Raw genomic sequence first — 21050 nt, forward strand, 5'->3', positions numbered from 1 at the left:
CGGCCAATGCCGCCGGGCTTTCCCTGTTTGATTGGTTGAGGAATTGCCGTGCGATCACTGTTCTGGCGCATCCTGGCCAGCTTCTGGCTGGCCATTGCCCTTGTCGCGGGATTGTCGATTCTGCTCGGACACATGCTCAACCAGGACGCCTGGATCCTCAGCCGGCATCCGGGCCTGGCGACCCTGGCCGAAGACTGGACCCAGACCTATGAAAACCAGGGCGAAGACGCCGCCCAGGACATCCTGGAACAGCGCAAGAAGCAGTATCACATCGATGTCCAGGTCCTCAACGAAAGCGGCGACCCGGTGGTACGGGGCACCTTCCCTCGTCGCGCCGCGGCCTTCGAGGCCCGCCAGAACAACGATGATCGCCGGTTGCCGTGGCGGCGCCTGACGGTCGAATACACCAGCCCGAAAAGCGGCGATACCTACCTGCTGATCTACCGTATTCCCCACCCGGAGCTGGATGCCTGGCACCGTGAAAGCCTGCTCTGGCCCCTCAGTGCCCTGGGCATCGCCCTGGTGGTGCTAACGCTGTTCAGCCTGCTGGTGACCCTGTCGATCACCCGGCCGCTGAGTCGCCTGCGCGGTGCCGTGCATGACCTCGGCCAGGCCACCTATCAACAGAACAGCCTGGCGAAACTGGCTGCGCGGCGCGATGAGTTCGGCGTGCTGGCCAAGGATTTCAACCTGATGGGCGCCCGCCTGCAAAGCCTGATCGGCAGCCAGCGGCAATTGTTGCGTGATGTCTCCCACGAGCTGCGCTCGCCACTAGCGCGCCTGCGGATCGCCCTGGCCCTGGCCGAACGTTCGAACCCCGAGGAACGTGAACGACTCTGGCCGCGACTGACCCGCGAATGCGATCGCCTGGAAGCGCTGATCAGCGAAATTCTCGCCCTGGCCCGGGTCGATGCCGACCAGGCCAGCGCCGAAGAGGTCGATCTCAATCAGTTGCTGACGGTCCTGCAAAGAGAGGCCGTGCTCGGCTCAACGGAGCAACCGGTGCAACTGGAGGCCGAACAGGCGCTGAGCCTGAGGGGCTGGCCGACCATGATCGAACGGGCACTGGATAACCTGCTGCGCAATGCCCAGCGCTTCAACCCCGAAGGCCAGGCCATCGAAGTCTCGGCGCGGCGCCAGGGCGAACGGATCGAAATCAGCGTCCGCGACCATGGCCCCGGCGTCGAAGCCGAACACCTGGCACAGTTGGGCGAACCGTTCTTCCGCGCTCCCGGCCAGACCGCGGCGGGCCATGGCCTGGGCCTGGCGATTGCGCGCCGGGCAGCGGAACGGCATGGCGGCAGCCTGATGCTGGCGAATCATCCGCAAGGCGGCTTTATCGCCACCCTGGACTTGCCGCTGGAGCCGGGAACAACCAGTTGAACCTTGTCCCTGCGCAAGCGGAATCGAGCGGGAGCCGGCCGGCTCCCACACAAGCCCCGGGATTTCAGGCCGACCAGGCGCTGACAAACTCCGTCAGGTCGACCTTGGGCGCCGGGCGCAATTCGTTCTGCGGCGTGCCCAGGTAGAGAAACGCGATCACTTCCTCGTCGTCGCTCAGGCCCAGGCCCTTGGCCACATGGCGCGAGTAGGACAGTTCGCCGGTGCGCCAGACCGCACCGATGCCCTGGGCGTGCGCCGCCAGCAGGATCGCGTGGGCCGCACAGCCGGCGGCCAGCAGTTGCTCGGACTTCGGCACCTTGAAATGCTCCTGCAAACGCGCGACCACGACCACCACCAGCGGTGCCCGCAACGGCATGCCATGGGCCTTGTCGAGTGCCGCCTGGGTCACTTCGCCACCTTGCTGCTGCACCGCCTCGGCAAGCAATTGCCCCAACTGTTCGCGAGCCGCGCCTTCTACCGTCAGGAACCGCCAGGGCCGCATCTGCCCATGGTCCGGCGCGCGCATGGCGGCCGCGAACAGGACTTCGCGCTGGGCCGCCGTCGGTGCCGGATCCAGCAGGCGCGGTGCGGAAACACGGTTGAGCAAATTGTCGAGAGCCTCCATCGGCCACCTCCTCGGGAAAATGTGCGGCTATTCTAGCCACATCCGTAGCGGCCCTGGCGGTTTACATGGACAGGCCCGCAGGTAGAATGACGCCCTTCCCCTGCCCCGAGCTTATTTCATGGCGTTGCCGACCCTGCGCATCATCGGTTTCATCATCGGCATCTTCCTGATTACCCTGGCTATCAGCATGGTCGTGCCCATGCTGACCCTGGTGATTTTCGAACGCACCAGCGACCTGCCGTCGTTTCTCTGGGCCAGCACCATCACCTTTATCGCCGGCCTGGCCCTGGTGATCCCGGGTCGCCCGGAACAGGTGCACTTGCGCCCCCGGGATATGTACCTGCTGACCGTCTCCAGCTGGGTGGTGGTGTGCATTTTCGCCGCCCTGCCCTTTCTGCTGACCCTGCACACCAGCTACGCCGACGCCTTCTTCGAAAGCATGTCGGGCATCACCGCCACCGGCTCGACAGTGCTCAGCGGCCTGGACAACATGTCCCCCGGCATCCTGATCTGGCGCTCGCTGCTGCACTGGCTGGGGGGCATCGGCTTTATCGGCATGGCGGTGGCGATCCTGCCGCTGCTGCGAATCGGCGGCATGCGCCTGTTCCAGACCGAGTCCTCGGACCGTTCGGAGAAAGTCATGCCGCGCTCGCACATGGTGGCGCGCCTGATCGTGACCGCCTATGTCGGCATCACCATCCTCGGCAGCCTGGCCTTCTGGTGGGCCGGCATGAACCTGTTCGATGCGATCAACCATTCGATGTCGGCGATTTCCACCGGTGGCTTCTCGACCTCCGACCAGTCCCTGGCCAAGTGGCATCAGCCGGCGGTGCACTGGGTGGCGGTGGTGGTGATGATTCTGGGCAGCCTGCCGTTCACCCTCTACGTCGCGACCCTGCGCGGGCACCGCAAGGCACTGATCAAGGACCAGCAGGTCCAGGGGTTGCTGGGGCTTCTATTGGTGACGTGGCTGGTACTGGGCACCTGGTACTGGTGGACCACCGACCTGCACTGGCTCGATGCCCTGCGCCACGTGGCGCTGAACGTGACCTCGGTGGTCACCACCACCGGCTTTGCCCTGGGCGACTACAGCCTGTGGGGCAATTTCTCGCTGATGCTGTTTTTCTACCTGGGTTTTATCGGCGGGTGTTCAGGTTCGACGGCGGGCGGGATCAAGATCTTCCGTTTCCAGGTCGCCTATATCCTGCTCAAGGCCAACCTCAACCAGTTGATCCATCCGCGGGCGGTGATCAAGCAGAAGTACAACGGTCACCGGCTCGACGAGGAAATCGTCCGCTCGATCCTGACCTTTTCGTTCTTCTTCGCCATCACCATCTGCGCGATTGCCCTGGCCCTGTCGTTGCTCGGCCTGGACTGGATGACCGCCCTGACCGGCGCCGCCAGCACCGTGTCCGGCGTAGGCCCCGGCCTGGGCGAAGTGATCGGCCCCTCGGGCAACTTCGCCAGCCTGCCGGACGGGGCCAAGTGGATCCTGTCCCTGGGCATGCTGCTGGGCCGGCTGGAGATCATCACAGTGTTCGTGCTGTGTATTCCGGCATTCTGGCGTCACTGACCGTCGCCACCGTCCCCAGCAGGCGCGCCCGGTACTCGCCGGGCGTCACTTCGAACCAGCGGCGGAACGCGCGGAAAAAGTTGCTCGGATCGGCAAAGCCCAGCAGATAGGCGATTTCCAGCAGGGTCATGCGCGGCTGCGCCAGGTACTGCTCGGCCAGTTCGCGACGGGTGTCGTCGAGCAGGGTCTGGAAGCTCGTGCCCTCCTCCTGCAAGCGCCGCTGCAGGGTCCGCTGCGACAGGTGCAAAGTCTGCGCGACCATCTCGCGCTTGGGCTCGCCCTGGGGCAGCAACCGACACAAGACCTGGCGCGCCTTGTGGGTCACCCGGCTCTCGGAAAAGCGCGCCAGGTATTCGCCAGCGAAGCGATCATGCAACAGGGCCATCGCCTCATTGGCGGTGGGTAACGGTGCTTCCATATCGGCTTTCTCGAAAATCAGCGCGTCGTAGGGCGCGTTGAACACCAGCGGCGCATGAAACACTTCTTTGTAGGGTCCGATGTCTTCCGGCTGGGAGCCCTGGACCAGGACCTTGCGCGGCTGCAACGTACGCCCGGTCAGCCAGCCGCACAAGGCCAGGGCGCAAGCCAGCGATGCCTCGGCGCTCTGCCGGGTCGGCGGCAGGTGATCGCCATGCACGGTGAGGATCAGCGCATAGCCCTCGGGCAGCAGGCGAAAGCTCAGGTCCGCGCTTTCGGCAATGATCCGCTGGTAGCGCACCAGGCGCATGAAACCTTCGGCCAGGGTCTGGCTGGACATCAACGCATAACCGGCCACATGAAAAGACGCCGGACGCACCACCTTGCCCATGTTCAAGCCGATCGCCGGGTTGCCGGACAGTTCCACCGCACGCTGCCAGAGCCGCGTCATGGAGTCCTGGGGGAAGCGCGCGTCAGGGTCATCCAGCGCGGCATAATCGAGCCCGAGCTGCTTGAAAAGGGCACGGCAATCCAGACCGTCCATCTCCAGCGCTTTGACAATCCCCATCGCCCAGCTTGCAGAAGTCGTTCTTTCGCTCATGGCCTTTTCTTACATGGTAAGCCGCATATTACGACTGATGGCCTAAGGATACTAAAGTGGCGCCTATTGTCACTGGTCGTTACAGCTAATGACTCTAGACTCAAATAAGCTCCCCGGGGAACCGCCCGCGCCCCATCGCTGAAGCACGGAGAGTACGCTTTGGAAAACGCCAGGAAATTCAACAGTTTTGCCGAGTTCTACCCCTACTACCTGAGCGAGCACGGCGACAGCACCTGCCGTCGCCTGCATTTCGTCGGAACCAGCCTGGTCATCTTCATTCTCGCCATGGCGATCGGTCGCTCGGCCTGGTGGTTGCTGTGGGCGCTGCCGGTGGCCGGCTACAGTTTCGCCTGGGTCGGCCATTTCTTCTTCGAGAAGAATCGCCCGGCAACCTTTCAGCATCCTTTCTACAGCCTGCTGGGCGATTTCGTCATGTACCGCGACATGTTGCTGGGCAAGGTGCCGTTCTAGGCCACCCATCGAGGCCCCGCAAGCCAGCGATCCGTCTCGCGCAGCCACTGTCAGACGCGGGGCGCGGCCTAGACTGAAGGCAGGATCCACAGCACAAGAAAGGACCGCCGATGAATGTCCAGGCCCGCTTTACCCATATGCAGGACGGTACCGAGGAAGACTGGGCGATCATCGCCGCCGACTTCAGTGCCTACGCCCGGCAGTTGCCGGCGCGGATCGTGGCCCACCTGAGGCTGCTGGAAGGGGACTTCGGCGGCTTCCCGGTGGATCGCCTGACCCACTCGCTGCAAACCGCCAGCCGCGCCTGGCGCGATGGACGGGACGAGGAATACGTGGTCTGCGCCCTGCTCCACGATATCGGCGACACCCTCGGCTCCTATAATCACCCGGATATCGCCACGGCGATCCTCAAGCCGTTTGTCAGCCCGGAAAACCTGTGGATGGTGGAGAAGCACGGGATCTTCCAGGGCTACTATTTCTTCCATCACCTGGGTATGGATCGACACCTGCGCGAACAGTTCAGCGAGCATCCGCAGTATCAACCGACTATCGAGTTCTGTGCCCGCTATGACGCCGCGGCCTTCGACCCGGCCTACGACACCCTGCCCCTGAGCTTTTTCGAGCCGATGCTGCAACGCCTGTTCGCCCAGCCGAAAAACTCGATCTACAAGGCGGCGATGGAACAGCAGTCGGCCTGAACGATCATCAACCGACCTGCGCGACCTTCTCCAGCTCCAGCTTGAGCTGGGCCTCGCGAGCCTGGGCATCCGCCAGTCGATACAGCTCGATGGTGCCATCCCAGTGCTCGATCAGCGCCGTGCAGGACTCGACCCAGTCACCGCAGTTGAGGTACTCCACTTCACCGACCTGGCGAATCTCGGCGTGGTGGATATGCCCGCAGACCACGCCATCCAGGCCACGCTTCACGCATTCGTGGGCGATGGCCTCCTCGAAGTCGCTGATGAAGCTGACCGCGGTCTTGACCTTGTGCTTGAGGTACGCCGACAGCGACCAGTAGCCATAACCGTAACGCGCCCGCCAGTGGTTCAGCCAGCGGTTGAGGGTCAGGGTGAACTCGTAGGCCGAGTCGCCGAGAAAAGCCAGCCAGCGGTGGTAGCGGGTGATGACGTCGAACTGGTCGCCGTGGATCACCAGCAGCTTGCGACCATCGGCGGTGACATGCACCGCTTCGTCCACCAGCTGGATATTGCCCAGGATCAGCTTCGAATAGCGACGCAGGAACTCATCATGGTTGCCGGTGACATAGATCACCTCGGTGCCGCGCTTGCTCATGGTCAGCAGGCGCCGAATCACGTTGGTGTGGGCCTGGGGCCAATACATGCCGCTGCGCAGCTTCCAGCCGTCGATGATATCCCCGACCAGGTAGACCCGGTCGGCGTGATAGCCCTTGAGGAACTGCGACAGGTGCTCCGCCTGGCAATCGCGGGTGCCGAGGTGCACATCGGAAATCCACAGGGTTCGCACACGTTGCTTACGGCTGGGTTTGGCGAGCTCCGCACGGGTCATGGGCATTCTCCGGATTTTTCCTGAGCTTGCACCGGGGCAGTTAATGCACCATGACACTCCCGCGACAGTCTGATGACAGCCGCCGACCTGACATAACCGCTTCAAGTTCAACCGGTATAGACTGCGGACTTGCCGAGGAGACCGCCATGGGACCGTTCCTGACCCTGCGCCAGTACAGCGACGAGTTGATCGTCCACAGCCACGCCCACGCCCAACTGGTGTTCGGGCTCTCGGGTCGGCTCGACTTCGAAATCGAAGGGCGCGGCAGCCGGGTCGTGCAGCAGAGCGTCGCGGTGATTCCCTATGACGCCCACCACACCTGCGGCAGCCCGGACGGCAGCCGTTGCCTGGTGCTGGACGTGCCCGACGAACACTGGCTGGTGCAATCCCTGGGCGACCACGCCGATGCCAGCCGGCGCCTGCTCGACAACCCCGGCCCGCGGCCGCTGAATGCCAGCCAGGGCCAGTTGGTGAACTGGTTGGCCAACAGCCCGGTGCATGACCCGCTGATCGCCCGGCAAGGCGCCGTGCTGTTGCTCGCCAGCCTGAACAACGACGCCGCCGGTAGCGGCGACGGCAAGCGCCTGCCCCTGGCCGCGCTGGATGCGCATATCGATCGCCATGCCGCACGCCCGTTGCAGGTCGCCGACCTGGGGCGGATCGCCGAACTGTCCAACGCCCGCCTGCATGCGCGGTTCATGGCCGAATGCGGGCAGACGCCCATGGACTACATCCGCGGTCGCCGGCTGCGGCTGGCCCTGGGGATGCTGCGGGAAACCGCGTTGCCGATCGGCGAGATCGCCCTGCGCGTCGGCTACAGTTCGCAGAGCGCCTTTTGCGCCGCGATGTCACGCGAATTCGGCGCCTCGCCCGGTGCCCTGCGCCGCGAGTCTGGCGACAACTAGCGCGAGTCCCGCGACAGACAGCGGTGCGCCCGCCCCTCTAGACTGCAGCCTTGTGAACCCGCGCTTCCAAGGACTGCAATGACTCCCCGTTCCGCCCTCGGCGCCCTGCATATCGGCGCACTGATGTTCGGCCTGACCGGCGTGTTCGGCAAGCTCGCCGCCGCCTCCCCCGCCATCATCGTCTTTGGCCGTGCCGCCTTTGCCGTGCTCGCCCTCGCGCTGTTCGCCGGCCTGGCCCGCAATGGCGGCTGGCAACGCCTGCACGCCCGCGACTGGCAGGGCCTGCTGCTCAGCGGCCTGCTGCTGGCGGGCCACTGGGTGAGTTTCTTCATTTCGGTGAAAGTCGCCGGTGTCGCCATCGCCACCCTGGGTTTTGCCAGTTTCCCGGCCTTTACCGTGATCCTCGAAGGGCTGATCTTCCGCGAGCGCATCCGCCTGAACGAAATCGTCCTGGTATTGCTGGTCAGTATCGGCCTGGTACTGGTCACGCCTGATTTCGACCTCGCCAGCCAGGCCACCAGCGGCCTGCTCTGGGCGGTCCTGTCCGGATTGCTGTTCGCCCTGCTGTCCCTGACCAATCGTGCCGGTTCCGGGCGGATCCCGCCGGTGCAGGCGGCGCTGTGCCAGAACCTGGTGGTCGCCGCCTGCCTGCTGCCCTGGGCCGCCCCCGGACTGGGAGACGTGCGCGCACTGGACTGGCTGTGGATCGGCCTGCTCGGGATCTTCTGCACTGGCGTCGCCCACAGCCTGTTCGTCGCCAGCCTGGCGGTGATCAAGGCCCGTACCGCCGCCGTGGTCTTCGCCATGGAGCCGGTCTACGGCATCACCGCCGCCTGGTTGCTGTTCGGCGAAAACCCGAGCCTGCGCATGCTGCTGGGCGGCGCGCTGATCATTGTCGCCATCGTGCTGTCGAGCGTGCTGGGCCAGGCAGCCGCCCCGAAAACCGCGAAAATCGCCCCGAACCATTGATTTTCGGGGACTGTCCTATACTTCGAGCATCCGCAACAGCCAGCCGTCGTTATCCGGATACAAGGGCTGCTCGGCGCCAGCGGCAGTGTTCCAGGTAGTAGCTCGATGCCAGTTGCCCTCCTACTCAAACTGTGGAGGGTTTATCCATGGATTTCATCAGTCTCCTGATTCAACTGGTCAGTGGCGCGGTGGGTGGCAATCTCGCGGGCGCCGCCAGCGACAAGTACAGCCTGGGCCCCTGGTTCAATTCACTGGCCGGCGGTATCGGCGGGGTGCTGCTGACGCAGGTGCTCTCGGCCATCACCAACGGCAGCCTGGGTGGCAGCGTCGGCGACATGGACCTGACCGCCATTGTCAGCAGTATCGCCGGCGGCGGTGTCGGCGGTGCGGTCTTGAGCCTGATCGCCGGTTTCATCAAGGCCAAGCTGAGTGCCCAGTAAACCGGCGGGGGGAGAACCGGCGTGACAACGTCATTGCCGCCATTGCGCGGCAATGACGTTGCCGTCGATCAGCGCGACTCGTTGTGGCCCAGGTCACGCTCGGGGTCGATCCGGTCGCGCACGCGCTGCTTGAGCACCTTGGCCTCGGGAAAGCCGCCATCGGCCTTGCGCTCCCAGATCTGCACCGCGTCGCAGGTGATGCGGAACACCCCGCCGGTCCCCGGCTCCAGGGAAACCTTGCCGAGATCGTCGGCGAAGGTGCTCAACAGTTCCTGGGCCAGCCAGGCGGCACGCAGCAGCCATTGGCACTGGGTGCAGTAGGTGATGACGATTTCCGGTTTACCTGCGGACATGATTGGCTCGGGCTCCTGGCTGATCGGGCGCCGCTATAATAGCGCTCTTTCATGCTCCCCCCGAGATCCGTGATGCGCCGCTTGTTGTCTTGCCTGTTGCTCTGCCTGCTCCCCCTTCTGTCGCATGCCGCCGAACCTCCCCGGCCCAAGGTCGGCCTGGTGCTCTCCGGCGGCGCGGCTCGTGGCCTGGCGCATATCGGCGTGCTCAAGGCCCTCGAGGAACAGGGTATCGCTATCGATGCCATCGCCGGCACCAGCATGGGGGCGGTAATCGGCGGCCTGTATGCTTCCGGCTACAAGATCGATGAACTGGAAAAACTGGCCCTGGATATCGACTGGAAACGCGCCCTGTCCGACGACCCTCCACGCGAGGACATGCCTTTCCGCCGCAAGCAGGATGATCGCGACTTCCTGGTGAAACAGAAACTCAGCTTCCGCGACGATGGCAGCCTCGGCCTGCCGCTGGGAGTGATCCAGGGGCAGAACCTCGCCCTGCTGCTCGAAAGCATGCTGGCCCACGCCAGCGATACCCGCGATTTCGACAAGCTGCCGATTCCGTTTCGTGCCGTCGCCACCGATATCGCCAGCGGTGAAAAAGTGGTGTTCCGCAAGGGCCACCTGCCCAAGGTGGTCCGCGCCAGCATGTCGATCCCGGCGGTGTTCGCTCCGGTCGAACTGGATGGCCGGTTGCTTGTGGATGGCGGCATGACCGACAACATCCCCGTGGATGTGGTGCGGGAAATGGGCGTCGATATCGCCATCGTGGTCGACATCGGCACCCCGCTGCGCTCGCGCAAGCAACTGGCGACGGTGGTCGATGTACTGAACCAGTCGATCACCCTGATGACCCGGCGCAACTCGGAAGAACAGCTGGCGACCCTGCGCCGCGACGACATCCTGATCCAGCCGGCCCTGGCGAGTTACTCCGGAACCGACTTCGGCCGGGCCCGGGATATCATCGAGGCCGGTTACCGGGCGACGCGCATTCTCGACGCCCGCCTGGCCTCGCTGCGCCCGCTGCAGAAACCCGATCCCGAACTGAATGCCGCCCGCGCACCGGAACAACGCACGCCGATCATCACCGCCATCAAGATCGAGAACGACTCGAAAGTCGGCGACTCGGTGATCCGCTACTACATCCGCCAGAACCTCGGCGAACCGCTGGACCTGGGTCGCCTGCAGACGGACATGGGCACGCTCTACGGCCTGGACTACTTCGAGCAGGTGCAGTACCGGGTGGTACACAAGGGCCAGGACAATACCCTGGTGATCAGCGCCCGGGGCAAACGCAGCGGCACCGATTACCTGCGCCTGGGCCTGAACCTCTCCGACGACCTGCGTGGCGACAGCGCCTTCAACATCGGCGCCAGCTATCGGGTCAATGGCATCAACCGCCTTGGTGGCGAGTGGCTGACACGCGTGCAGATCGGCGACACCCAAGACCTCTACAGCGAGTTCTACCAGCCGCTGGACGAGGGCTCGCGGTACTTTGTCGCGCCTTACCTCAACGCCCAGTCACAGAACGTCGAGGCCACGCTCGACAGCGACCCGATCGCCGAATACCGGCTGGAACGCTACGGTTTCGGCCTCAACCTGGGTCGACAGATCGCCAATAACGGCGAGATCCGCTTCGGCATCGGCGAGGCCTGGGGCAAGGCCGACGTCAAGATCGGCGATCGCGACCTGCCGCGGGTGAGCTTCAGCGAGGGCTTCTACCAGTTGAAGTACTCCTTCGACTCCCTCGACAACGTCTACTTCCCCCATAACGGCGAGGACATCGGCCTGACCCTGCGCCAGTTCGATCCCAGCCTCGGTTCCGACCAGCGCTACCGGCAGTGGGAGTTCAAGCTGGACAAGGCCCTCAGCCAGGGGCCGAACACCTGGATCCTCGGCGGCCGCTACGGACGCACCCTGGACAAGGCCGAAGTCGTGACCTCGAGCTTTCTGCTCGGCGGTGCCCGGCAACTGTCGGGTTTCCGCCAGGACTCGGTCACCGGACAGAACGTCAGCCTGATGCGCGCCGTGTACTACCGGCGGCTGACCCCACGCTCCTACCTGCCACTGGACTTCCCGTTGTACATGGGCGCCTCGCTGGAGCGTGGCCGCGCCTGGAACAACGACAACCAGTTCGACAGCGGCTACATCAATGCCGCCAGCATCTTCCTCGGCTTCGACACACCGCTGGGGCCGTTGAACTTCAGCTATGGGGTCAACGACGACAACCAGCAGGCCCTCTATCTCAACCTCGGGCAGACCTTCTGAAGCCGCAGACGACAACGCCGCACGGGTCAGGTGCGGCGTTGTCGGTGGAGCGCTAGGCAAGTGGCCCTAGCGGATGCTGGCGAGCAGCGTGCGCGCCGTCTGCTTGAGTGGTTCGTCGCCTTCGCGCAGCAGTTCATGGAGCAACTGGCTGGCGTTATCCAGGTCACCGATGTTGATACAGGTCTGCGCCTGCTCCAGCTTGCTCGCGGTGGCCTGCTCACGCTCCAGGCTGTCGAAGTCCACTTCCAGCGGTTCGATATCCAGGGGCTGTTCATCGTCCATGAAGCTGTCGAGAAACTCGTCGTCCAGCGTATCGCCCACCAGCGGCAGGCTCAGTTCGGTTTCGACCGGTGACTCAGGCTCCGGCTCGGCAAAATCGCTGAGGAACTGCTCGTCAGGCATCTCGAGCACTTCAGGGAGTTCATTGAGGTTGCTGGCGAATACCGGTTCGGCAGCGGACACTACCGGCGATTCGGCAGCCGTCTTGCTGCGTTGCTGCGGTGCGTTGTCGAACGGGCTGACCAGATCCCAGTCGGCATCCATCGACAAGTCATCGAGATTGAGCTGGAACTCGTCCTCCAGCGGCTTGGTCTCGGCCTTGGGCACCGTTTCCATCCATTCGGCGGCCAGCACCGGCGCGGCTACCGCGGCGGCCGCCGCGACCGGCACCACCGGGGCGCTGGCAGGCACCGGCGTGGGAGTGGGCGCAGGAGGTACAACAGGCGCGGGTGCGGAAACCGGCGCCGCGGCGGCCTGCAGCTTCGGGTGCTTGGAACGCAGGTCGCGCAAGGTCGACTCGCTGAAGCCGGACGCCAGCAGGCTCTGCTCTTCGACCGCATAGCCGGCACTGTCGCCCTGCTGGGCCAGCACATCCAGCAGGCGCAGGCGCAGGTCCGTACGCTGGGGCTCCTTGAGCATGGCTTCGCGCAGAATACCGGCGGCCTCGCTGAAGCGGCCGTAGGCGATATAGATGCTCACGCCCTCAAGGGCATCCGGGACTTCGTTGCTCTCGCGTCGAGCGGGCGCCAGCGGTTCGACCACCGGCTCGATCCGCCCAGCCGAGGCAGTGGCGGCCACCGGCGCGGCGGCGGGCACGACCCGGCTGACCATCGGCGAATCCTGGACCACTGGCGCGACAGGCACGGGCTCGCCCGCCACTTCGGCCAACTGCCGCCGCCGACGCACGACCAGCGCCGCGACCAGCAGCAGGACCAGCAAGACCAGCGCGGCCAGGAGCAGCAGGTTGAATCCGCCGGACTCTTCGGCCGCCACCGGAGCCGGCACCACCGGCGGGGTCACCGGCGCGGGAGCAACGACGGGGGCGGCAACGGCCTTGGCCTTGAGTTCCGCCAGTTGGGCTTGCAGGTCGCCCAATTGCTTCTGGTCGCTGGCGATCTGCTCATCCTGGGCCTTCAGTCGAGCCTGCAATTCGTCGGCGTTTTTCTGCAACTGCTGGTTTTCCAGGGTCGCCGCGGCCAGTTGTTCGGCATTCTGCGTCGCTTCAGGCAACGGCGCCGCCGGGGCCTGGGCAGCAGCCGGCGCAGGAGCACCCGGCACCACCGCCACATCCGGCAGCAACAGGCTCTGGCCCACTGTCAGCCGCTCGCTGCCGGGATTGAGCGCGCGGATGCCCTGGGACAACTCATTGACACTGGCTTGGCTGCCGGCGTCGCGCAGGCGCTTGGCAATGATCCAGGAACTGTCGCCCTTGACCACCGTATAACGCTTGCCCTGGGTTGCCGGCGGTGGCGCGATACTCACCGGCGGCGCCTGCGGCTCCAGCGCGGCACTGCGGGCCGGCAGGTCATAGGCGCTGGCAGCGCTGCCCGGTGGATCGAGCAAGACCGTGTATTCGCGCAGCAAACGGCCATTGGGCCGGTTGACCTGCACCAGGAAATTCAGGAAAGGCTCGCTGACCGGCTTGTTCGACTGCACCTGGATCACACTGCGGTTGCCCCGCAGGATCGGCGTGAAGCGCAGGTCGTTGAGGAAGAACACCCGCTCGACACCGGCGCGGCTGAACTCTTCGGGTGTCGCCAGGCTGACCGACAGCTCGCCTTCGGCCAGGTCACCCGGATCGACCAGGGCGATTTCCGCATTGAGCGGCTGATTGAGCGCCGAATGCAGGGTGATGTCCCCCAGCCCCATGGCCGAGGCCAATGCCGAATGCAGCAGTGATACCGCTGCCACCGCCATCCAGCGCAGGCGGATCTTGGTCACCGGGGACTTTTCAGTGGAGCACCGCGACGCGGACTGCAAACTCTCGAGCATGAGTTTCCCTTAAGAAGGCAATAACACCTCCGGCGCCAGCCGGACCGGAATGCCGACACAATACACAGAACCAGTAACTCTTATAGTCTGCCGGCCGGAGATTCTCCAAATCCGGCAGAGCGGGAATGCCTCAGGACTTTTCCAGATTGGCCAGGATGCGGCTGTGAACCCGCATGCAGATCCGCAACTCTTCGTCGTCGACGCCTACGAACAGCTCGTGGCGCAAGGCGGTGGCAATGGTTTCGATCTGCTCGATCAAGGGACGGGCCGAAGGGCAGAGCACGATCTTCTTTGCCCGCCGGTCTTCGAGTACCGCCTGGCGCTGCACCAGTCCCTGGGTTTCCAGGCTGTCGAGCAAACGGGCCAGGGTCGGCCCTTCGACGCCGACACTCTGCGCCAGCTCACGCTGGGTAGGCGCCTCGGAGAAGCGCGCCAGGTGCAGCAATACCAGCCAGCGGGCCTGCGACAGGCCCAGGCCGGCCAGGCGACGATCCAGCTCGGCGCGCCAGCCTCGGGACATGTGCGCCAACTGCATGCCAAAACGGTGTTCATCGGTTAACGACATAAAAGACTCATGGTTAGACTGAAAATAGACAAAACTAATTATTAGTCAGCTAAGCATGGAGCCCGGCTGGAGGCAAGGCCTGCACTGTGTGCAAACATGACTTGTCGCAATTAAAACAGCGATGGTGTCGGGAATATTCCATTTCCCTCTCCTTATAGTTCGAATTCGGATTGCAGGGCCGCCCGTACGCAGTACAGGACACCCTCCGGGACACGCCCGGCGAACTGCGCGGCGATCTCGGTCACGGCGGGCAATTCGCCTTCGCCGTCGAGGAACGCATCCTGCACCTCGCCGAGCAGGTCCTCGGGCAGGTCCAGGGCCTGCTCCAGCGACAGCTGCTGACGGCTGATGGCTTCGGCCAGCAGGGTATAGACATTCTTTTCCGAGCATTGCAGCTGACCGGCAATCTGCAGCGGCGTCATGCCGGCACGGGCCAGGCTGATCAGTTCGTGACGAATATCGGCGACCACCTTGGGCGCCTCGGCCTCGCCGCCCAGCACTTCGAGGAAGGCTTCGCCGTAACGCTCCAGCTTGCGCGCGCCGACGCCGCTGACCCGGGCCATTTCCGCCAGGGAGGTCGGCTGGCTGCGCAACATCTCCAGCAAGGTGGAGTCGGGGAAAATGACATACGGCGGTACGCCATGCTCCTCCGCCAGCTTGCGCCGCAGGGCCCGCAGGGCTTCCCACTGCTCGCGCTCTTCGCCGCGCACCAGCTGGCTGGCCGGGCTGGCGGAGACGCTCTTGGCGGTGGTCTGCGGCTTGAGCTCGCGACGCAACTCCAGGGTGACCTCGCCGCGCAGCAGCGGCCGGCAGGTATCGGTCAGGCGCAGGCCGCCGTAGCCTTCCAGGTCGATATCCGCCAGCCCGCGGGCCACCAGTTGCCGGAACAGCGAGCGCCACTCGCCCTCGCTGCGGGCCTTGCCCACGCCGAACACCGCCAGGTGCTGGTGGCCGAAGCTGCGGACCTTGTCGTTCTCCTTGCCCAGCAGCACATCCACCAGGTGGCCGACACCGTAACGCTGTCCCGTGCGGTAGATCGCCGACAATGCCTGCCGCGCCGGCTCGGTGGCGTCCCAGGTCTGCACGCCGTCGACGCAGTTATCGCAATGCCCGCAGGGTTGCGGCAGGTCTTCGTCGAAATAGGCCAGCAGGGTCTGGCGCCGGCAACGGGTTTCCTCGCACAGCGCCAGCATCGCATCGAGCTTGTGATGTTCCAGGCGCTTGTGGCGCTCGTCGCCCTCGGAGTTCTGCAGCATCTGCTTGAGCATCACCACATCCTGCAGGCCGTAGGCCATCCAGGCATCCGCCGGCAGGCCGTCACGGCCGGCACGACCGGTTTCCTGGTAATAGGCTTCCAGGGACTTGGGCAGGTCGAGGTGCGCGACAAAACGCACGTTGGACTTGTCGATGCCCATGCCGAAGGCGATGGTCGCGACCATGATCAGGCCTTCCTCGTTGAGGAAGCGCTTCTGGTTGGCCGCCCGGGTTTCGTTGGGCAGGCCGGCGTGATACGGCAAGGCCGGAAAGCCCTGCTCGCAAAGGAGCGCGGCCACTTCATCGACCTTCTTGCGCGACAGGCAGTAGACGATCCCGGCGTCGCTGCGACGTTGCGAGAGGAACGCCAGCAACTGCTTGCGCGGCTGCTCCTTGGGCACGATCCGGTAGAAGATGTTCGGCCGATCGAAGCTGGAGAGAAAACGCTCGGCATCCTGCAGGTGCAGGCGATTGACGATCTCCTCGCGGGTACGCTTGTCGGCGGTGGCGGTCAGGGCGATACGCGGCACATTGGGGAACATCTCGGCCAGTTGCCCGAGTTGCAGGTATTCCGGCCGGAAGTCGTGGCCCCATTGCGAAACGCAGTGGGCTTCGTCGATGGCGAACAGGGCGATATCGAGGTTCTGCAGGAACGCCAGCATGCGCGGCTGCACCAGGCGCTCGGGAGCGAGGTACAGCATCTTCACCTCGCCCCGGCGGATCCGCGCGGCCAGGTCGCGTTGCTGCTCGGCACTCAGGGTCGAATTCAGCGACGCGGCGGCCACGCCCAGCTCTTCCAGGGTCGCGACCTGGTCGTCCATCAGCGCGATCAGCGGCGAGACCACCACCGCGAGCCCGTCGCGCAACAAGGCCGGAACCTGGAAACACAGCGACTTGCCGCCGCCGGTGGGCATCAGGACCAGGGCGTCGCCACCATTGGCCACGCGCTCAATAATGGCACCCTGGCGACCACGAAAGCTGTCGTAACCGAAGATGTCCTTGAGGACGCGTTGAGCCTGTTCGAGCATAACCACTCCAAAAATCACCGAAACGCCCCTGCCTGAAGGCTGGTCGAAAAACCGCCGTTATCACGGAAAAAACCGTAAGCGGGGATTTCTCCAGCCATCGCCACCCTCGGCAGGGCATCACAAAACGCGGCAGTATACCCGAGCACTCGACGGCAAAGGGCAATGCCGGTCGGTCGACCCGAGGACTTATTCACCGCTAAAACCGCGCAAATCTACGTGCTTGCTGGCCTGCACGCTCAAGAACGCCTAGAATTCAGCATCGTTTATTCCCAAGGTAGCCCCCCATGTCCTTCGCTGAGCAACTCACCCGCCTGCAAGCCTTCCTCGACGCCGACGAGCTGCACGAAGAAGCGCTGGACTATGTGGCCGCCCATGGCTACCTGACCGCGCTGTCGATCTGCTCGGAAGTGGTGCCCGATCGCGAATGGATCGATGCCCTGTTCGCCGAGGAGCCACACTACAGCGATGCCGCCCAGCGTGAAGAAATCGAAGCCACGCTGCTTCAGCTCAAGGCCCACATTGCCCGCCAGCTGGCCTCCGATGAAGAGTTCGAGCTGCCGTGCGACCTCGACCTGGGCGACGACCCGGACGACTCCGACCTGCGCGGCTGGTGCATCGGCTTCATGGAAGGGGTGTTCCTGCGCGAAGCCGCCTGGTTCGAAACCGCCGAGGAAGAAGTCAGCGAAATGCTCCTGCCGATCATGGTCGGTTCGGGCCTGTTCGATGAGCAACCGGAGTTCTCCGACATCGCCGCCGACGCCAACCTGATGGACGACATGATCGTCCAGATCCCGGAAGCCCTGACCGCGTTGTACCTGCTGTGCAACGCTCCCGACGAGAAGCCGGCGATCCTCAAGCCTCGTCACCACTGAGTCGCAACCCGTGGCGGCAAGCCCCAGGGGCAATCGCCCGCCGCTTGTGCGCTACGCGCTGCTGGCCATCGGCTGGCTGAGCGTGGCGCTGGGGGTGATCGGGATTTTCCTGCCGGTCTTGCCGACGACGCCCTTCCTGCTCCTGGCGGCCGCCTGTTTCGCCCGCAGTTCACCCCGCTTCTACCGTTGGCTGGTGGAGCACCCGCGCCTGGGTCCATGGATCCGCGACTATCTGGATGGCAACGGCATCCCGCTCAAGGGCAAGGTCTACGCCATCGGCCTGATGTGGCTGAGCATCGGTTTTTCCTGCTACCTGGTGCCGCTGCCCTGGGCCCGCGGCTTCATGCTGACCAGCGCGGTCCTGGTGACGATCTACATCCTGCGCCAGAAGCCCCTGGAGCCGCGACGCTAGGCGCCGTGGTTGCGCTGGTATGTGTCGCGGCCCATGGCCTGGATCTGTCCCTCGATCAACGCCTCGAACGGCTTCAGCAAGGCGCCGAATGAAGTCGGCCGCTCCAGGGTTTCCAGCGCCTGGACAATCGCTTCCACCGTCGCCAACGCCCCCGGCTCCGGGGCCTTGCGCAAGCGATAGCGGGACACCGCGCCCTGCCCCAGGGTCACTCTCGGCAAGGCCGCCAGCAACGGGTTGAGGTACAGCAGCTTGCGCGCCTTGCGCCAGGTTCCGTCGGGCACCACCAGCAGCAGCGGCTGGCCCTCGCCAGTCGACGGGTAGGCTTGCAGCAACCGTGCATCGTCCGCCGGGAACAGCAGGCACGCCTGATAACCGGGCGGGTTCAGCAACGCCGGCAGGTCCTCGAACACCTCGCCGACCCGCAACTCGGCATTGCTCAGCCCCAGGGTCGCCAACCGCGCCGTATTCAAGGCATGGCCGACCTCACTCGGATGTTGCAGCACCAGCACCCGGGTGCGGCTGTCGAGCTGCGGGATCAGTGCGCACAGGCAATGGGCTTCGGGACGCAGGCAACGCTCGCAGCGAGCTCTGGACATGAACAAGACTCCGATCAGGGCTGGTTGAGCTGCGCTTTGAGCAGATCGCGGAAAGTCTGGATCAACGGCTCGCGGCTGCGGCCCCGGCGCAGGATCATCGAGAACGGCGCCTGGTAACCGAAGGTCGCCGGCAGCAGCACCCGCAGGTCGCCCTTGTCCGCCCAGGGCTGGGCATAATGCTCGGGCAGGTAGCCGATGTAGGCGCCGGACAGCACCAGGATCAGTTGCGCCTCCATGCTCTCGACGGTGGCCGCGCTGTGCTTGAAACCATGACGGGCCAGTTCGGCCTGGCTCCAGTAGCCGCGGCCGACCATGCGCTGCTGGGTAATGACCTGCTCGGGAATCCTGCGCTCGTTGTACAGCGGATGGCGGTTGCTGCAATACAGCCAGTGCTGCTCGCGGTACAGCGGCTGGTAGACCAGCCCGCTCATGCGCGTGGAAAACGCGCCGATGGCCAGGTCCAGGCGGTTGTCCTGCACCCCCAGTTGCAGTTCGTAGGGGCTCATCACCGACAGGTGCAGGTGCACCGCCGGGTGTTCCTGGCTGTAGGCGCCAATGGCTTCGGCCAGGGGCAAGGCCGGCTCGCTGACGGTGGAGTCGATCACCCCGAGGTTGAGGGTCCCGCGCAACTCGCCCTTGAGGGCGGCGGCGTACTGTTCGAACCCTTCGAGTTCGCCGAGCAGCCGCAGGGTTTCCTGATGGAACAGCTCACCCTTGCTGGTCAGGCTGAAACCACCCCGGCCACGATGGCACAGCACCAGTCCCAGCGCGGCCTCGAGCTGGCTCATGTAGGTACTGATGGCCGAGGTCGACAGGTTGAGTTCCTGCTGGGCGTTGGCAAATCCCTGGTGGCGCACCACGCTGACGAAGATGCGCAATAGTTTCAGGTCGGGTAAAGCGTTGGCCATGGAGCACTCCGAAGAGACTGGACGCGGAGCGTCCGCAGATGCGTTCCCACGTGGAGCATGGGAACGCTCAAGAGTCTAACCTCGCCCCGGGCATTAGTTTAGAAAAATCTGAACTAAGTATTTGCCGACAGCGATTCTTCCCGCCCGCCACCTTTCGCAGAATCGCCACCAGATAACCAAAACAAATGATGAGGCTTACCCGTGGACAAGATTCTTCACCAACCACTGGGCGGTAACGAAATGCCGCGTTTCGGCGGCATCGCCACCATGATGCGCCTCCCCCACCTGCAATCGGCCGCCGGCCTCGACGCCGCCTTTATCGGCATCCCGCTGGACATCGGCACCTCGCTGCGCGCCGGGACCCGTTTCGGCCCGCGGGAAATCCGCGCCGAATCGGTGATGATCCGCCCGTACAACATGGCCACCGGCGCCGCGCCGTTCGACTCGCTGTCGGTCGCCGATATCGGTGACGTGGCGATCAACACCTTCAACCTGCTCGACGCCGTGCGCATCATCGAAGAAGCCTACGACGGCATTCTCGAACACGATGTGATCCCGCTGACCCTGGGTGGCGACCACACCATCACCCTGCCGATCCTGCGGGCGATCCACAAGAAACACGGCAAGGTCGGCCTGGTGCACATCGACGCCCACGCCGATGTCAACGATCACATGTTCGGCGAGAAGATCGCCCACGGCACCACCTTCCGCCGCGCCGTGGAAGAAGGCCTGCTGGACTGCGACCGGGTGGTACAGATCGGTCTGCGCGCCCAGGGCTACACCGCCGAAGACTTCAACTGGAGCCGCAAGCAGGGCTTCCGCGTGGTCCAGGCCGAAGAGTGCTGGCACCAGTCCCTCGCGCCGCTGATGGCCGAAGTCCGGGAAAAGGTCGGCAACGGTCCGGTCTACCTGAGCTTCGATATCGACGGCATCGACCCGGCCTGGGCGCCCGGCACCGGCACCCCGGAAATCGGCGGCCTGACCACCATCCAGGCGATCGAGATCGTCCGTGGCTGCCAGGGCCTCGACCTGGTCGGCTGCGACCTGGTGGAAGTCTCGCCGCCCTACGACACCACCGGCAACACCTCGCTGCTGGGCGCCAACCTGCTCTACGAAATGCTCTGTGTACTTCCAGGCGTGGCCCACCGCTGAGGCAACCCCATGAACGACCGTGACCAGGTGCTCAAGGCCGCCGCCGAACTGGTGGCCGCCTTTGCCGCCAACGATCGCGAAGCTTACTTCGGCGCGTTCAGCGCCGATGCCAGCTTTGTCTTCTACACCCTCGAACAGCCGCTGCTGTCGCGCGATGCCTACCAGGCCTTGTGGGACCGCTGGCGTTCAGAGGATGGCTTCGAGGTGCTCTCATGCACCTCGAGCAACGCCTTCGTCAGCCTGCAGGGCGACGTGGCGATTTTCATCCATGACGTAGCCACCGAGCTGCGCATGCAAGGGGAGCTTCTCTTCAGCCAGGAGCGCGAGACCATTGTGTTTCGCAAACAACAGGAACAGGGCCCATGGCTGGCCTGCCACGAACATTTGTCTGCGCCACCCCAAGGACTGCCCTCCCCTTAGCCAACGTCGGTAGCCCCCGCGGAAGATGGGGGCGCCGCAGTGATCG

At 64.6% G+C, this 21050-nt stretch carries 21 protein-coding genes; 12 read left to right on the plus strand and 9 right to left on the minus strand.

Annotated elements, in window-relative coordinates:
- The first annotated feature begins 48 nt into the window (after positions 1 to 48).
- A complete protein-coding gene (locus KI243_RS23885; RefSeq protein WP_212809975.1) occupies positions 49 to 1383 on the plus strand; it encodes a HAMP domain-containing sensor histidine kinase in 1335 nt (444 codons plus the stop codon).
- A gap of 64 nt (positions 1384 to 1447) precedes the next feature.
- Here the strand turns inward: KI243_RS23885 and KI243_RS23890 are convergent, their stop codons facing one another.
- On the minus strand, positions 1448 to 2008 hold the full coding sequence (locus KI243_RS23890; RefSeq protein WP_212809976.1) for an NAD(P)H nitroreductase: 561 nt from the start codon (positions 2006 to 2008) through the stop codon (positions 1448 to 1450).
- 118 nt (positions 2009 to 2126) lie between these two features.
- Between KI243_RS23890 and KI243_RS23895 the strand changes: the two genes are divergently transcribed.
- The gene (locus tag KI243_RS23895) at positions 2127 to 3581 is read left to right on the plus strand and encodes a TrkH family potassium uptake protein (RefSeq protein WP_177088544.1); all 1455 of its coding nucleotides are present in this window, start codon (positions 2127 to 2129) and stop codon (positions 3579 to 3581) included.
- On the opposite strand, the gene KI243_RS23900 is transcribed toward KI243_RS23895, so the two are convergent.
- On the minus strand, positions 3538 to 4599 hold the full coding sequence (locus KI243_RS23900; protein WP_083875275.1) for an AraC family transcriptional regulator: 1062 nt from the start codon (positions 4597 to 4599) through the stop codon (positions 3538 to 3540). The genes KI243_RS23895 and KI243_RS23900 overlap by 44 nt on opposite strands.
- A gap of 159 nt (positions 4600 to 4758) precedes the next feature.
- Between KI243_RS23900 and KI243_RS23905 the strand changes: the two genes are divergently transcribed.
- Together KI243_RS23905 and KI243_RS23910 are read left to right on the plus strand one after the other, a co-directional pair.
- Complete coding sequence (locus KI243_RS23905; protein WP_017124489.1) at positions 4759 to 5070, plus strand: DUF962 domain-containing protein; 312 nt, start codon at positions 4759 to 4761, stop codon at positions 5068 to 5070.
- Positions 5071 to 5180: 110 nt separating this feature from the next.
- Positions 5181 to 5768, plus strand: coding sequence for a phosphohydrolase (locus KI243_RS23910; protein ID WP_017124490.1), 588 nt, complete (start codon positions 5181 to 5183; stop codon positions 5766 to 5768).
- Positions 5769 to 5775: 7 nt separating this feature from the next.
- Here KI243_RS23910 and KI243_RS23915 read toward each other — a convergent pair whose 3' ends face one another.
- Positions 5776 to 6597 (minus strand): UDP-2,3-diacylglucosamine diphosphatase, encoded by an 822-nt coding sequence (locus KI243_RS23915; protein WP_017124491.1) that lies wholly within the window; start codon positions 6595 to 6597, stop codon positions 5776 to 5778.
- 146 nt (positions 6598 to 6743) lie between these two features.
- On the opposite strand from KI243_RS23915, the gene KI243_RS23920 reads away from it, so the two are divergent.
- The 3 genes from KI243_RS23920 to KI243_RS23930 all read left to right on the plus strand — a co-directional run bounded on the left by KI243_RS23920 (position 6744) and on the right by KI243_RS23930 (position 8911).
- Positions 6744 to 7502: an AraC family transcriptional regulator gene (locus tag KI243_RS23920; RefSeq protein WP_017124492.1), complete on the plus strand. Its 759-nt coding sequence runs from the start codon at positions 6744 to 6746 to the stop codon at positions 7500 to 7502.
- Positions 7503 to 7580: 78 nt separating this feature from the next.
- On the plus strand, positions 7581 to 8471 hold the full coding sequence (locus tag KI243_RS23925; RefSeq protein WP_017124493.1) for a DMT family transporter: 891 nt from the start codon (positions 7581 to 7583) through the stop codon (positions 8469 to 8471).
- A gap of 146 nt (positions 8472 to 8617) precedes the next feature.
- Positions 8618 to 8911 (plus strand): hypothetical protein, encoded by a 294-nt coding sequence (locus KI243_RS23930; RefSeq protein WP_017124494.1) that lies wholly within the window; start codon positions 8618 to 8620, stop codon positions 8909 to 8911.
- A gap of 68 nt (positions 8912 to 8979) precedes the next feature.
- Here the strand turns inward: KI243_RS23930 and KI243_RS23935 are convergent, their stop codons facing one another.
- The gene (locus KI243_RS23935) at positions 8980 to 9264 is read right to left on the minus strand and encodes a SelT/SelW/SelH family protein (RefSeq protein ID WP_017124495.1); all 285 of its coding nucleotides are present in this window, start codon (positions 9262 to 9264) and stop codon (positions 8980 to 8982) included.
- Positions 9265 to 9336: 72 nt separating this feature from the next.
- On the opposite strand from KI243_RS23935, the gene KI243_RS23940 reads away from it, so the two are divergent.
- Positions 9337 to 11526 carry a patatin-like phospholipase family protein gene (locus tag KI243_RS23940; RefSeq protein ID WP_177109448.1) on the plus strand — a complete coding sequence of 730 codons (2190 nt, stop codon included), beginning with the start codon at positions 9337 to 9339 and terminating at the stop codon, positions 11524 to 11526.
- Positions 11527 to 11592: 66 nt separating this feature from the next.
- Here KI243_RS23940 and KI243_RS23945 read toward each other — a convergent pair whose 3' ends face one another.
- The 3 genes from KI243_RS23945 to recQ form a co-directional block, all read right to left on the minus strand.
- Positions 11593 to 13797, minus strand: coding sequence for a FimV/HubP family polar landmark protein (locus KI243_RS23945; RefSeq protein WP_212809977.1), 2205 nt, complete (start codon positions 13795 to 13797; stop codon positions 11593 to 11595).
- Between the two features lie 130 nt (positions 13798 to 13927).
- On the minus strand, positions 13928 to 14362 hold the full coding sequence (locus tag KI243_RS23950; protein ID WP_017124498.1) for a MarR family transcriptional regulator: 435 nt from the start codon (positions 14360 to 14362) through the stop codon (positions 13928 to 13930).
- Positions 14363 to 14514: 152 nt separating this feature from the next.
- Complete coding sequence (gene recQ, locus KI243_RS23955) at positions 14515 to 16644, minus strand: DNA helicase RecQ (protein ID WP_017124499.1); 2130 nt, start codon at positions 16642 to 16644, stop codon at positions 14515 to 14517.
- 284 nt (positions 16645 to 16928) lie between these two features.
- Here recQ and KI243_RS23960 point away from each other — a divergent pair, with 284 nt between their 5' ends.
- Both KI243_RS23960 and KI243_RS23965 read left to right on the plus strand, forming a co-directional pair.
- The gene (locus KI243_RS23960; RefSeq protein ID WP_017124500.1) at positions 16929 to 17516 is read left to right on the plus strand and encodes a YecA family protein; all 588 of its coding nucleotides are present in this window, start codon (positions 16929 to 16931) and stop codon (positions 17514 to 17516) included.
- A gap of 10 nt (positions 17517 to 17526) precedes the next feature.
- Entirely contained in the window at positions 17527 to 17928 is a 402-nt protein-coding gene (locus KI243_RS23965) for a YbaN family protein (RefSeq protein ID WP_212809978.1), read from the plus strand.
- Here KI243_RS23965 and KI243_RS23970 read toward each other — a convergent pair.
- A complete protein-coding gene (locus tag KI243_RS23970; RefSeq protein WP_212809979.1) occupies positions 17925 to 18524 on the minus strand; it encodes a DTW domain-containing protein in 600 nt (199 codons plus the stop codon). The two genes, KI243_RS23965 and KI243_RS23970, sit on opposite strands and share 4 nt — an antisense overlap.
- Before the next feature lie 14 nt (positions 18525 to 18538).
- Entirely contained in the window at positions 18539 to 19432 is an 894-nt protein-coding gene (locus KI243_RS23975) for a LysR family transcriptional regulator (RefSeq protein ID WP_017124503.1), read from the minus strand.
- Between the two features lie 201 nt (positions 19433 to 19633).
- Here KI243_RS23975 and speB point away from each other — a divergent pair, with 201 nt between their 5' ends.
- Entirely contained in the window at positions 19634 to 20584 is a 951-nt protein-coding gene (gene speB, locus KI243_RS23980) for an agmatinase (protein WP_103032476.1), read from the plus strand.
- A gap of 9 nt (positions 20585 to 20593) precedes the next feature.
- A complete protein-coding gene (locus tag KI243_RS23985) occupies positions 20594 to 21004 on the plus strand; it encodes a nuclear transport factor 2 family protein (RefSeq protein ID WP_017124504.1) in 411 nt (136 codons plus the stop codon).
- Positions 21005 to 21050 lie beyond the last annotated feature (46 nt).

Origin of the sequence: Pseudomonas sp. Ost2, assembly GCF_018326065.1 — a bacterium.
Taxonomy (GTDB): Bacteria; Pseudomonadota; Gammaproteobacteria; order Pseudomonadales; family Pseudomonadaceae; genus Aquipseudomonas; species Aquipseudomonas gingeri.